The sequence below is a fragment of the Komagataeibacter sp. FNDCF1 genome (assembly GCF_021295335.1).
In the GTDB taxonomy this organism is placed as follows: Bacteria; Pseudomonadota; Alphaproteobacteria; order Acetobacterales; family Acetobacteraceae; genus Komagataeibacter.
In genome coordinates this window covers 615,278-628,028 of sequence record NZ_JAIWOT010000001.1, presented here as the reverse complement: position 1 = coordinate 628,028, position 12,751 = coordinate 615,278, and the positions used below count along the sequence as shown (strand labels likewise).

Sequence of the window (12,751 nt, the reverse complement as noted above, 5' to 3'; positions counted from 1 at the left end):
CCAGATCGCTGTTGTTCCGCCCGTCATCGTCAGTCGAGAAGCGCCTTGACCTCGTGATACAGATCGAGCGGTATCGGCACCCCTTCTTTCAGGCTGCGTTCGCGCGCCGCGAACCGCCGCTGCGAGGGCAGCCTGGCCCCCTGGTCGACAATGGCGTCGAACAGCCGTTCGGCACGCTGGGTGTCACCCTGCGTATCGCCCAGGCCCAGCAGGGCGGGACTGAATGCGATCACGAGTTCACCATGGAACGGAGTACCCCCCGCCCCGCCGTCGCGTTCAAGTGAATCCAGGCTGGTCAGGTCACCGATCAGCGGACCCGCCAGCAGTTCGATCATTGTCGACAGTGCCGATCCCTTGTGTCCGCCAAACGTCAGCATCGATCCGCCATTGATCACGGCATCCGGGTCTGTTGTCGGATGCCCGGCGTGGTCGACACCCCAGCCCGGCGGGATCGGTCTGCCCGCGCGGCGGTGCAGTTCGATCTCGCCACGTGCCGCGGCACTGGTGGCAAAATCGAACACATACGGGAACCGGTCCGGTCGCGGCCACCCGAAGGCCATGGGGTTGGTCCCGAATGTCGGCCGCGTGCCACCGCCAAAGGGCGTGACCCAGGCGTGGCTGGGTGTCATCGCCATGGCGGCCAGGCCCTGCGCGGTCAGGGTTTCAATTTCGGGCCACAGGGCGGAAAAATGGTAGCAGTTATTGATCGCAAGTGCCGCGATGCCAACCGTGCGCGCCTTTTCAGCCAGGTGCCTGCTGCCCACCTCGAAGGCCAGCGGCGAGAAGGCGGAGCACGCATCCACCGCCACCACCGCAGGCGTGCGGTCATGCACGACGGGCGTTGCCGTGCCCGATACCGTGCCCTGCCGCAGCGTGTGGGTAATGATGAGCAGCCGGTACAGACCATGGGACTGGCAGTCATCACGTTGCCCGGCCGTTACAACATCCGCAATGGCACGGGCGTGGGGTTCCGACATGCCGGCGTGCCGCAGCACCCGGAACGCCAGGTCATGCACGGCTTCGACCGGCAGGCGGACGCAGCCAGATTCATCTGTCATCATATTTTCCCATGGCTGGCGGCAGGCCTGCCAGTGTTCCTGCCCTGGCGACGGGCAGCAACGGGGCCTGCCGGATCATGCAACTGGTTTCATCAGTATCCCAGCGCCTTGAGATCAGCCAGCGTCTTCTCGACGATTGCGATGGTGCGGTCGCGCTCGGCCCCTTCAAGGTCAAGGCGCGGCGGCTTTACGGTCTCGGCCGAGCCGGTGATGATCCGCTCGGCCAGCTTGATGTGCTGGACCAGCTTCACCACCGTATCGAGATGGTACAGCGGCGTCAGGACGGTGTAGAGCCTGCGCGCCTTCTCGAAATCACCCGCAATGGCCAGTGAAAGCAGTTCAACGGATTCACGTGGCAGCGCGTTGGCCATGCCCGACACCCAGGCCCGCACACCCAGCGCCGCACTTTCCAGCACCAGATCATCCACGCCGCAGACCACGTCAAGGCGGTCACCAAAACGCGAGATGAGGTCGGTCACCCGCGTGGTGTCATAGGATTCCTCCTTGATCGCCACGATGGTCGGCGCTTCCAGCAGCTGCGCGACCACGTCCGGCGTCAGGTCAACGCCATACCCGCGCGGGTTGTTGTAAAGCAGGATATCCAGCCCCGACGCATCCGCCACGGCCCGGTAGAACGCAATCGTTTCACGGTCGTCGGACCTGTATGTCAGGCCGGGAAAGACCATCAGCCCGTCAACACCGATACGCTCGGCCTCACGCGCATATTCCACGGCCTTTGCCGTGCTGGTCTCGGCCAGACCGGAAATGATCGGCACGCGGCCGGCCACCGCTTCGCGCGCCGTCCGCAGGACCGTCAGCTTCTCCTCGGGGGAAAGCTGCGCGTTTTCCCCCACCATGCCCATCATCACGACACCGCTGACCCCGTTGTCGATCAGCCGTTCAACCCCGGCATGGATCGCCCCGGTATCCAGCGAGAAATCAGGCTTCAGCTTGGTCGTAACCGCCGGGAATACACCCTGCCACCGAATGGCCATATAACGCTCCTGTCCAATGCCATGTTTCTCGTTCATGCCAGCCTGTGCTCGGGACCTGGCCCGCGACAGGCAACGTCACCCGCTGGTGGCCGCCACCATTGCCGTGCGTGCGGAGGCTGAAAACCGCCATGCCCCGCCAGCCGCCAGCCCCCTGCATCATCACCGCGCCGGCATGTTCCTTTCGTAATCGAGACAATTTATCCAACCCTGTACGGGTTGGGCACGCATTTTTGCATCCGGAAATGCAACAGCGCCCCACGGTGGCGGGCATTGTCGGGATTCCGCCCCGCCGCTCCCCCGGCATGCCGGATCATGCACGCGGTATTCCGGGCCGTGACAGGAGTGCGGCGGTCAGCCGCCGTAGAAGACTTTCTCGCCCAGATCCTTCATCTGCAGGACCGCTTCATCAGGGCGCCCCGTAATTTCCCGGTTCAGGTGCACGTCCGTGACCTCGGCCACGAAGGTATGATGGTCCCCCAGTTCCACGACATGGCGCACCTTCAGTTCCACTGCTGCCGGAACCCCGGTCAGGATGGGTGCGCCATTCGCGGCCCAGCGGATGTCCTGCCCGCCCAGCCTGCCATCGGCGTATTCGGCTGGCTTGAAGAAGGCGAAGGCCAGACCGCCCTGCCCCTGCCCCAGGATGTTGAGCACCAGGTCACCGCTTTCCCGCGCGGCGGCATGAACGGCGGAATCCGTCTTGATGCCAAGGGCCAGAAGCGGTGGGGCAAAGCTGGTCTGGGTCACCCAGTTGATCGTGGCGGAAGCAATGGCGGTATCTTTCGTTCCGGCCGTCAGTACATAGAGCCCATACGGGATCATCCGCAGCGCGGTTTTCCTGTTCTGTTCGTCCATGATACGATCTCCTCTGCATTGGATGGGTCCACACAATGGCGTGCCGCAACGGGAAATGTCCAGAAGCCGGCCCGGCGCGCTGGTCCCTGCATGGCCGTGCGGGCACCACGGGCGACTGCCACGGCAGGCCATGGATGATGCTGATTCCTTTGCATGCAATGCACCGGGCGCTCGTGACCGGCACGCCGCGTGGGCATGCCGGCAGGCTTCAGCGCCGTACCTGGATGAAGGCCAGCCCCAGCGCCGTCACGACCCCTGCAAGGGAAAGCGTGCCAAACCAGTACAGCACACCGATCGCCGCATCGGCCGCAACACACAGCGCAAGTCCCGCCAGCGGTGCAGGCAGCAGGAGCAGCGTGATCATGCCAGCCCCGCCACCGCTCCCGTCATCATGCCCGATCAGTCGACGGATCCTGGGCTGGCGCAGCGCATGAGCACACAGCGCCATGACCCATGAGGCAAAGGCCCAGAATGGTGCGGCATCCATGAAAAGGACGGACATGACCCCTCTCATGCGGGGCAACGCGGGGCCAGACGCCGGCTTATGATCATGGCAGCGGCACCAACCCCGAGTGCACAGCCATCCACGGCGCAAAAAACATTGTTGCCCAACACGCCTGCCCAACCGGGACGTGTCAGGATGTCCATGACCGGCAGGGCCATGCCAAGGAGCACGACGCCCCGCAACTGCCACCGCCACGCGCCCACTGGCCGCCGGGCAAGGGCTTCGGCACAGGCATGCAACATGGAGGCCAGCCAGATGCCCACGAAGATGTCACCCTCCCACGCCAGTCGGGTGGGCAGCGTTGCAGGCAGCAGCCTGTTGGCCCAGAACAGCCCGAGCGTTGCAACCGGAAAGCCGACGATGACCGCCGTCGCCACGGCTTCCGCCATGCGGAAGCCGATTGTATCCCCATGCCGGCGGCGATGGCGCATCAGGAAAAGAACGAGACCGCTTGCAATGAGCACAGTTCCGCCAAGCCCCGACAGGAAATAGAGCCACCGCAATCCCGGCGGGGTCCATCGGGCATAATGAAATCCCCTGATCCCCTGGGCCACGATTTCCATAGCGCGATCATGGCGGAGGGTGCGCAGGAACATCCCGTCGTCATAACGGAATTCCGCCTCGTCCCGGGTCAGGCGAAAACCCGCGCCATCGGAACGGGCAGCACTGATATAATTGGGGTTAAACAGGAAAAAGCCTGTCTGCCCGGTTCCGAATTCCTGCGCCGCACGGTTCAGGATGGGGGCCAGGGGCGGCAGGGCCACCGCTGCCTTCACATCGGCCCGCGCGGCGGGAGGGCGCCGATGGGCAGGTGCGCCATCAGGCAGGATTGCCGCCGAATGGATGACAACCCCTGTATAGGCCATGCCCACGATGAACGGCAGGAAGAAAACACCGATCACGACATGCACGTCCAGCCACGCCCGTGCGCGCGACGCAAATGGCCGGAACACTACAAGGTCGGGCAGCAATGCGCGCAGATGGATGATCACGCCGGACAGCGTGGCCACGATCATGGCCAGACCAAGCCCGTCAACCACCCGGCGCCCCCAGTCGTGACCCAGCCATAAGGTGAAATGAAGGTTGTAGAACAGCTGTCCGCCAACCGTCTGCCTTACCGCCACGGCCTGCCCGTCCAGCGGGTCAAGCGCCGGACCGATGAATTCATGCCCATCGTAATGCAGCAGCCGGAGCATCGGATCACGTGCGGAAGGCAGGGACAGGAAAGGAAACTCGCCCCCGGCGCGCAGGGCTTCCAGATCATGGCGCGCGGCTTCCAGCGCTGTGGGCGTGGGCTGCGTATTGCCGGGCAGGCGCAGGTTTTCCGGCTGCATCCAGCGGGTTATTTCCGTATCGAATACCGCAAGCGTCCCGCCCGCGAAGACCACCAGCAGGAGTATTCCCGCCATGAACCCGACCCAGGCATGAAGCCAGCCCATCCGCAGGCGCAGCGTGTCCCGCATCATCGCACCCAGCCGGCCAGATCCGCCAGCACGGTAAGACCGGCCAGGAACAGCAGGCCATGGCGCCGCCACCCGAAACCGGCCACGATCAGCATGGGAATCACTGCGCAGGCCGCTATCTGGCCCATGACATAGGCGCCCTCCCCCCCCTCGGGCACATGGACGGCAACCGCGCTTACGATGGCCCGTCCACAGCACCATGCCAGCCCCATGCATACGACAAGGCGGATGGTGCGACCCGGCGGGGAAGAACTGATCCCTGACATAATGTTGCGATTCATTCGCATGTTAATACGATGGAACCGGAACGCGGTAAAGTTACCCTGCGTATCGAATGTAACGGGTGCGTGCAGATATGGCGGGTCGCGTCGGTATCTCACCCCGACAGGTTCCCGGATATGCTGGCACGCCATGCGATCATGCCAAACTGGCGGACTGGCGGACTGGCGGACGCCATGCGATCGATAGCGGGCCTGATGTGGGTTTATTTACGGGATTTGCGGGTGGGGCAAAGCGGCGGCCCCCCGGTACTGGCGGGGTGCGAACATCTCCCGCCATGGTTATCCGTTCGGCCCGGGCTCAGGGTATCCCGGCCCCGTGCAGGGCCTGCGTGCAGGCAAACGGAATCCCCTCAGGTATTGAGCCCGGGTAGCGGCAGGGCTGATTCCGCCTTGACCTGCTCCATGACGGTATAGGTATGGGTCTGGCGCACGCCGGGCAGGCGTGTCAGGGTACGACCCAGGAAAAGACGGTAGGCATTCATGTCCCGCACACGAGCCTTGAGCAGATAATCAAACCCGCCCGCAACCATATGGCATTCGGTGACCTGCGGTATGTCGCGCACGGTGCGGGAAAACATCTCGAACAGGTCGGGACTGCTGCGGTCCAGTGTCACCTGAATGAAAACCAGCAGCCCCAGATTAAGGGATTCAGGATTGAGGCGGGCCATGTAGCCCAGGATGGCATTCGACTGCTCCAGCTTGCGCACGCGCTCAAGCGTTGCGGCGGGGCTGAGATGGACCAGACGGGACAGTTCGAGATTCGTCATGCGCCCGTCACGCTGCAGATGACTGAGAATTCTGCGGTCCAGATCATCCATGGCAGCCAATCGCTCCGAATAATATTTTCCATTTGACGGTATGACTGAATATAATATTTAATATTCCTGTAACTTCAATACCAAATTCGGCCCGTAAGCCCATACGAATGATTCTACGTCATAACGAATAGTGGACATCATGACCGCCCCTTTCATGTCTCTTTCTTCCGCCGTTCCCGACCGTTCCCCGCTGCGTCGCACCATCACGGCGCAGACATGTCCGCCCGAGATCGAACGTGTCCAGGCGCTGGCACGTGAGGCCACGCTTCCCGAAGATCTGACCCCGCTGGTACGCCAGACCGCCCGCCGCCTGGTGGAAGTGCTGCGGGAAAATGGCACCACGGGCATCGTGCAGGGACTGGTGCGCGAATACGACCTGTCCACCCATGAGGGTGTGGCGCTGATGTGCCTGGCCGAAGCGCTGCTGCGCATTCCCGATGCCGCCACGCGTGATGCCCTGATCCGTGACAAGATCGGACAGGGGAACTGGCGCAGCCATCTGGGGGGTGAATCCTCCCTGTTCATCAACGCCGCGACGTGGGGACTGGTGGTGTCCGGTGGCCTGCTTGCCCCGGTAAAGAAAGCCACTTTGGCAGGCAGCCTGACCGCGCTGATCGCCCGGTGTGGTGAACCGGTGATCCGCCGCGGCGTGGATCTGGCCATGCGGCTGATGGGCGAGCAGTTCGTTACCGGACAGAGCATTGACGAAGCGCTGAAGAACAGCCAGCCGCTGGTCGAAAAAGGATTCCGCTACTCGTACGACATGCTTGGCGAAGCCGCGATGACGGATGCCGACGCTGATCGGTACTACCGTGATTACGAGACGGCAATCCACGCCATCGGCCGGGCCTCGGCCGGGGTGGGCGTATATGCGGGACCGGGCATTTCGGTAAAACTGTCGGCCCTTCATCCCCGCTATTCACGCCTGCAGCGTGAGCGGGTCATGACGGAACTCCTGCCGCGCCTGACCACGCTGGCCCGTCTGGCCGCGCGTTATGACATCGGCTTCAACATCGATGCCGAGGAAGCCGACCGGCTTGAAATCTCGCTCGACCTGCTCGAAGCGCTATGCCAGGACCCCTCGCTTGCCGGGTGGAAGGGCATCGGCTTCGTGGTGCAGGCCTACCAGAAGCGGGCGCCGTTCGTCCTGGACTGGATCATCGATCTTGCACGGCGCACGAACCACCGCGTGATGGTACGCCTTGTAAAGGGTGCATACTGGGATAGCGAGATCAAGCACGCGCAGGTGGAGGGATACAAGGACTTCCCGGTTTTCACCAACAAGGTGCATACCGATATTGCCTACATCGCCTGCGCGCGCAAACTGCTGGGCGCGCCGGACTGCATCTTCCCGCAGTTCGCCACCCACAATGCCCAGACACTGGCCAGCATCTACGCACTGGCCGGCCCGGACTTCACGATCGAGCGGTTCGAATTCCAGTGCCTGCATGGCATGGGTGAAGCGCTGTACAAGGAAGTGGTCGGCCCGGACAAGCTGAACCGCCCGGTACGGGTATACGCGCCCGTCGGCACGCATGAGACACTGCTGGCCTATCTGGTCCGCCGCCTGCTGGAAAACGGGGCGAATTCATCCTTCGTCAACCGCATCCAGGATGAAAGCGTCACCATTGACGAACTGATCGCGGACCCGGTCAGCGAATTCAATCCTGCGGCCCCCAGCCGCATTCGCCTGCCCGGCGCGCTGTTTGCCCCGGAACGGGCCAATTCCGCCGGCATGAACCTGACGGATGAGGACGTACTGCGCGGCCTGGCACAGTCCCTGGCGCCTGAAACCCCGCTGTTTGGCGAAGATGGACAGGCCGTGGTCAATCCCGCCGACCAGCGTGACGTTGTCGGCCATGTCGCATATGCAACGGCGGAGGAAGTTGACGGGGCCGTTGCCGCAACCCAGGCGGCATTCCCTGCATGGAGCGGCCTGCCCCCGGCCCAGCGGGCCAAATGCCTGATGGCGGCGGCCGACCGGCTGGAAGCAGAGACCCCGCGCCTGCTTGGCCTGATCATACGCGAGGCCGGCAAGACCTTTTCCAACGCTGTGGCCGAAATCCGTGAAGCCGTGGACTTCCTGCGTTATTACGCAGTCCGGATTACGGAGGAATTCGATCCGGCCAGCTACGTGCCGCTGGGTCCGGTGACCTGCATCAGCCCATGGAATTTCCCACTGGCCATCTTCATGGGCCAGGTTTCGGCGGCGCTGGCCGCCGGTAATACGGTGCTGGCCAAGCCGGCTGAGGAAACACCGCTGATCGCGCGTGAGGCGGTACGCATTCTCCATGAATCGGGTGTTCCGGCGGATGCGGTGCGTCTTGTGGTCGGTGCGGGCGATACCGGTGCGCGTCTGGTGGGGGATGCCCGCGTGTGTGGCGTCCTGTTTACCGGTTCGACCGAGGTGGCGGGCCTGATCAACAGGCAGCTTTCACAGCGCGTGAACGCAAACGGCCAGCCCGTTCCCCTGATTGCCGAAACAGGGGGCCAGAACGCACTGGTCGTGGACAGTTCCGCCCTGGCGGAACAGGTCGTGGGGGATGTCCTGGCGTCCGCCTTCGACAGTGCGGGCCAGCGCTGCAGCGCGCTGCGTCTGCTCTGCCTGCAGGAGGAATGCGCCGAGCATACCCTGACCATGCTCAAGGGTGGCATGGATGAACTGCGCACCGGCCTGCCGGCCCTGCTGGAGACCGATATCGGCCCCGTCATCTCCGTCGAGGCACAGGGCATCATCAACCGCCATATCGAGGACATGCGCGCAAAGGGCTACCGCATCCATCAGGTTCCCCTGCCCGATACCTGCGCCCATGGCACGTTCGTCCCGCCCACGCTGATCGAGATTGATGACATAAGTGACCTGAAGCGCGAGGTGTTCGGCCCCGTGCTGCATGTCGTGCGCTACCGGCGCAGGGACATGGACAGGGTCATGGATGCGATCAACGCAACCGGCTATGCCCTGACCTTCGGGCTGCATACCCGCATTGACGAGACTGTGGCGCATTGCACCGCACGGGCCAATGCGGGCAATATCTATGTCAACCGCAACATCGTGGGCGCGGTCGTGGGCGTCCAACCTTTTGGTGGTCATGGCCTGTCCGGCACGGGACCCAAGGCAGGTGGCCCGCTTTACCTGCGCCGCCTGCTGGCCGCCGTCCCGCCCGTGGGGCAGCCTTTCAGCCGGGCGCTGAGCGATACGGCACGCAGCTACCGCGCGTGGCTTGAACTGGTGCGGCCCGGTTTTGCCCCCCTGTTCAGCGCCACGCCACTGGGCACGGAACTGCATCTGTCCGGCCCCGTGGGTGAAGATAACATCTACCGCCTGCACCCGCGTGGCACGGTCCTGTGCCTGGGGCCCAGCACCGATGCCCTGCTTGAGCAGATGGATGCGGCACTTGCCACCGGCAACCGTGTCATGGCGCCACAGGCGCTGCTGCGGACCCTGCCCCCCGTTCCGGCGGAACTGGCCGGGCTCGTCTCGGCCTTTGAGGACGGCAGCAGCGTTGACGTTGCCCTGATCGCGGGCACGGCGGAGCAGCGGCTTGAGCAGGCCGGTCGCCTTGCCGCGCGTGGCGGTCCCATCGTGACATTGCATGCGCCGCGCCCCGATGGGCGGTACCCGCTGGAGTGGCTGGTGCATGAAGTCTCGGTCAGCATCAATACGACGGCAGCAGGCGGAAACGCGGCACTCATGACAATGAAGTAAAACAGGCAGGGTGCCGCAAACGGACCGGCTGCAGCCTGCCCGGCAGCCGGTCCGTGGCGTGGAATTACGGTACCTGGGGGTTGGCCCGAACTGCCGGGCCGGTCCATTCCCCATGACCGGCATGCGGGCGACCTGCCCTGTTCATGGCATGCAGCCAGGCCGCATAATCATGTTTCGACCGTCATCACGGGCGGAATGCGTGAGCCGTTACGTCGCCGGGTAATAATATTATATAATATTATCAGGCAATAGGACGGAATGGCCAGACCCGCGAATGCAGCCTGTACCCCTGTGAAGGGCGCGATCTGGATAAACACCCGCGGTATGACCGCACCGCCGCAAAAGGCCATGACTAGCAGGGCGGTTGCCTGCGCGCGCCGTTCCTTTACACCGGAAATGATGATGGGGAACAGGGCAGGCATGATCATTGCATTTGCAAAGCCGCACAATGCCACGCACAGCACCGATACATAGCCCTGCGTAAGCCACCCCAGCGCGCACAGCATCAGCCCGCAGGCTGCCGAAAGACCAAGATAGCGTTCCTGTGAGAAAACGCGCGGCACCAGCAGCATGCCCACGACATATCCCGCCAGCATGGCCGCCAGGGTCAGCGATGTCAGGAATTTTGCCTGATCAAGGGGAATACCCAGGCTGTTTCCATAGACGCCAATGGCATCGCCCGCCATGACTTCCGTCCCGACATAGGCAAACATGCACAGCACGCCAAACCACAGGTGGAATGGACCGGGCGGACGGGCACCTGTCCGTTCGGGTGCGGGAACCGGGGCGATGCCGGACATGTCGATCTGTGGAAGGGCGGAACGCCCCAGCCCGACTGCCAGCACCAGCAACCCGGCCGCCATGACAAGATAGGGAGCCTGCACCGCATGGGCGAACTGGCTCAGGATACGCTCCCGCGTGGCCATGTCAGGCGCGGCCCCGACCCGCATGGCCAGATCATCCAGATGGCGCATGACCAGCAGCGAGAGAATGATGGGCGCCATGATGCCTGCCAGCTTGTTCGCAATGCCCATTATGGCAATGCGCCGGGCCGCTTCCTGCGGTGGTCCCAGCAGGGTGACATAGGGATTTACCGTAACCTGCAGCAGCGACAGGGCCGCCCCCATGGTAAACAGCCCGCCCAGGGCGCCGGAATAGATACGCAGGCTGACACATTCACCAAAAATGGCGACCCCGGCAGATAGCAGGACAAGTGCCGCGACAATCCCCCCTTTCAGCCCTGTCACGCGGATCAGCAGGGTCGCGGGCAGGGGAAAGAACAGATAGGAGAGATAGAAACACATCGGCACGAGAAATGCGTCGACCGTATTCAGGCTGAACGCAACCTGGACAAAGGTGATCAGCGGGCCATTCAGCCACGTGACAAACCCGATGACAAAAAACAGGCAGGCGAGCAGGATGACAGGGCGCCAGCCATGCCGGCCCGCCGGGCAGTGGGGGAATAAGCCGGGCAATGCTCCCTCCTTTTTTATTTCCAGATCATGAATGCGCCACCAGATCCATCCGGAAGGCCATGACCGGACAGAACGGCCCGTATACCGTCAGCATGACAGGGCCATCGGGCCGCCCTGCCGGGCCGGAATGCTCATTCCCGCTTTTTCAGAACGGTCCGTAAAGTCAGGCTGCAGGTGGACATCAGGATCACGCCCAGCGGCACCAGCCATGCAAAGGCGACCATGTGCCCATCAGGCCGCCAGAACACCATGATGCCGCATACCATGACGAGCGTGGCGAGAAAGGCAGGTAGTACCTCACGCATGCGCGCACGCCTGCTGAACATGGCAAGGACGAAAGCCCCCAGCATGGCACCGTAGGAGCATGAAGCCACCGACAGGCCGAATATGACCGCAGGCCCACGGCCATGCGCAAACCCCAGCGCGGCAAGCACCAGCACAATGGCCCACAGCACAGTGACCAGCCGCGCGAAGGCCAGCGAGGACAGCCCCGCCCTGCGTGCCATTGCCCCGCACGGGGTGGCAAAATCCAGCAGGGTCGCACTGGTCATGGCATTGAGCGTGGCGGACAGCGAGCCCATCGTGGCGCTCAGCAGGCCGGCGACCAGCAGTCCCGCCAGCCCCGGTGGCAGGTCGTGGACAATAAAGCCGGGGAACAGGGCATCCGACGCCTGCACCCCGATCGCGGCCAGCGGCCGCCCGTCATTGCGTGCCCACAGCAGCATTCCCACCAGCGACAGCATGGCAAACAGGCAGCCGACCAGCACACCGCTGCCAACCAGCGCCGCCCTGGCGTCACGCAGAGTGCGGGCCGCCAGTACGCGCTGCACCATAAGCTGGTCGGTCCCGTGCGAGGCCATGGACATGATGGCTCCGCCAATCATGGCGGCGCAGGGCGTATAGGGATCAAGAAAATACAGCGTGGATTTATGGAACAGGTGGAACCGGTTGGAATGGCGCAGCATATGGATCTGCATGGCTGTAGCATGATGGAACAGAAGCGCCACGCACGCAGCGGTACCCGTGACATAGATGGCCAGTTGCATCGCATCGGACCAGACTACGGCACGCAGGCCACCATACATCGTGTACAGCAGCGTCAGTCCCACCACGACCAGCATGGCCGCCCATTGGGGGAGCGGAAAATTCAGGGCAGCCAGTATGGCCGCGACCGGCAGCATCCCCGCGAAAAGCCTGATCCCTTCGGCCAGCACGCGCGTCAGCAGGAAGGTGGTGGAGACGGTACGCTCCATCGCCCGCCCGAAACGACGGCCCAGATACTGGTAGACGCTGCCCCCCTGCCCTGAAAAATAACGCGGCAGGAACAGCCACGCGACAAGCATGCGGCCAATGACATACCCGACCGCAAGCCCCACGAACACCATGCCGCTGCCATAGGCGATGCCGGGTATGCTGATGATGGTCAGGGTCGAGGTTTCCGTCGCGACAAGGGAGAGGCAGATCCCCCACCAAGGCAGGTCATGCCGCCCCCCGACATAGGTGGAAACGCTATCCTGTCGCCCCGACAGGGCGGACGCGACACATGGCAGGGCCAGACAACAGATGCAGATGATCAAGAGATCGGGTGTGGACAT

General features: G+C 63.4%; 11 protein-coding genes. 2 read left to right on the top strand and 9 right to left on the bottom strand.

The window, feature by feature from the left end:
- Positions 1 to 29 precede the first annotated feature (29 nt).
- Together LDL32_RS02810 and LDL32_RS02805 are read right to left on the bottom strand one after the other, a co-directional pair.
- Positions 30 to 1,058 carry an Ldh family oxidoreductase gene (locus LDL32_RS02810; protein WP_233064384.1) on the bottom strand — a complete coding sequence of 343 codons (1,029 nt, stop codon included), beginning with the start codon at positions 1,056 to 1,058 and terminating at the stop codon, positions 30 to 32.
- Positions 1,059 to 1,150: 92 nt separating this feature from the next.
- A complete protein-coding gene (locus tag LDL32_RS02805) occupies positions 1,151 to 2,089 on the bottom strand; it encodes a dihydrodipicolinate synthase family protein (protein ID WP_233064382.1) in 939 nt (312 codons plus the stop codon).
- Here LDL32_RS02805 and LDL32_RS02800 point away from each other — a divergent pair.
- Positions 2,088 to 2,240, top strand: coding sequence for a hypothetical protein (locus tag LDL32_RS02800; protein WP_233064381.1), 153 nt, complete (start codon positions 2,088 to 2,090; stop codon positions 2,238 to 2,240). The genes LDL32_RS02805 and LDL32_RS02800 overlap by 2 nt on opposite strands.
- Before the next feature lie 164 nt (positions 2,241 to 2,404).
- On the opposite strand, the gene LDL32_RS02795 is transcribed toward LDL32_RS02800, so the two are convergent.
- From LDL32_RS02795 to LDL32_RS02775, 5 genes are all read right to left on the bottom strand, one after another.
- Positions 2,405 to 2,908, bottom strand: a complete 504-nt coding sequence (locus LDL32_RS02795) for a flavin reductase family protein (protein WP_233064380.1) — start codon at positions 2,906 to 2,908, stop codon at positions 2,405 to 2,407.
- Between the two features lie 208 nt (positions 2,909 to 3,116).
- Positions 3,117 to 3,410, bottom strand: coding sequence for a hypothetical protein (locus LDL32_RS02790; RefSeq protein ID WP_233064379.1), 294 nt, complete (start codon positions 3,408 to 3,410; stop codon positions 3,117 to 3,119).
- Between the two features lie 8 nt (positions 3,411 to 3,418).
- Positions 3,419 to 4,879 (bottom strand): PepSY domain-containing protein, encoded by a 1,461-nt coding sequence (locus LDL32_RS02785; protein WP_233064378.1) that lies wholly within the window; start codon positions 4,877 to 4,879, stop codon positions 3,419 to 3,421.
- Complete coding sequence (locus LDL32_RS02780) at positions 4,876 to 5,142, bottom strand: hypothetical protein (protein ID WP_233064377.1); 267 nt, start codon at positions 5,140 to 5,142, stop codon at positions 4,876 to 4,878. The genes LDL32_RS02785 and LDL32_RS02780 overlap by 4 nt, the downstream gene beginning before the upstream one ends.
- A gap of 365 nt (positions 5,143 to 5,507) precedes the next feature.
- A complete protein-coding gene (locus tag LDL32_RS02775; protein WP_233064376.1) occupies positions 5,508 to 5,975 on the bottom strand; it encodes an Lrp/AsnC ligand binding domain-containing protein in 468 nt (155 codons plus the stop codon).
- A 139-nt stretch (positions 5,976 to 6,114) separates the two neighbouring features.
- Here LDL32_RS02775 and putA point away from each other — a divergent pair, with 139 nt between their 5' ends.
- Positions 6,115 to 9,681 carry a bifunctional proline dehydrogenase/L-glutamate gamma-semialdehyde dehydrogenase PutA gene (gene putA / locus LDL32_RS02770; RefSeq protein ID WP_233064375.1) on the top strand — a complete coding sequence of 1,189 codons (3,567 nt, stop codon included), beginning with the start codon at positions 6,115 to 6,117 and terminating at the stop codon, positions 9,679 to 9,681.
- Positions 9,682 to 9,848: 167 nt separating this feature from the next.
- Here the strand turns inward: putA and gluP are convergent, their stop codons facing one another.
- Both gluP and LDL32_RS02760 read right to left on the bottom strand, forming a co-directional pair.
- Positions 9,849 to 11,156, bottom strand: coding sequence for a glucose/galactose MFS transporter (gene gluP, locus LDL32_RS02765; protein ID WP_233064373.1), 1,308 nt, complete (start codon positions 11,154 to 11,156; stop codon positions 9,849 to 9,851).
- A gap of 131 nt (positions 11,157 to 11,287) precedes the next feature.
- Complete coding sequence (locus tag LDL32_RS02760) at positions 11,288 to 12,751, bottom strand: sodium:solute symporter (protein WP_233064372.1); 1,464 nt, start codon at positions 12,749 to 12,751, stop codon at positions 11,288 to 11,290.

Coding starts and splice junctions, on each gene's coding strand:
- LDL32_RS02775 (WP_233064376.1), bottom strand. CDS start 5,975: ATGGATGATCTGGACCGCAGAATTCTCAGTCATCTGCAGCGTGACGGG.
- LDL32_RS02790 (WP_233064379.1), bottom strand. CDS start 3,410: ATGTCCGTCCTTTTCATGGATGCCGCACCATTCTGGGCCTTTGCCTCA.
- LDL32_RS02760 (WP_233064372.1), bottom strand. CDS start 12,751: ATGTCCACACCCGATCTCTTGATCATCTGCATCTGTTGTCTGGCCCTG.
- putA (WP_233064375.1), top strand. CDS start 6,115: ATGACCGCCCCTTTCATGTCTCTTTCTTCCGCCGTTCCCGACCGTTCC.
- LDL32_RS02795 (WP_233064380.1), bottom strand. CDS start 2,908: ATGGACGAACAGAACAGGAAAACCGCGCTGCGGATGATCCCGTATGGG.
- LDL32_RS02780 (WP_233064377.1), bottom strand. CDS start 5,142: ATGTCAGGGATCAGTTCTTCCCCGCCGGGTCGCACCATCCGCCTTGTC.
- LDL32_RS02810 (WP_233064384.1), bottom strand. CDS start 1,058: ATGACAGATGAATCTGGCTGCGTCCGCCTGCCGGTCGAAGCCGTGCAT.
- LDL32_RS02800 (WP_233064381.1), top strand. CDS start 2,088: ATGCCAGCCTGTGCTCGGGACCTGGCCCGCGACAGGCAACGTCACCCG.
- LDL32_RS02785 (WP_233064378.1), bottom strand. CDS start 4,879: ATGATGCGGGACACGCTGCGCCTGCGGATGGGCTGGCTTCATGCCTGG.
- LDL32_RS02805 (WP_233064382.1), bottom strand. CDS start 2,089: ATGAACGAGAAACATGGCATTGGACAGGAGCGTTATATGGCCATTCGG.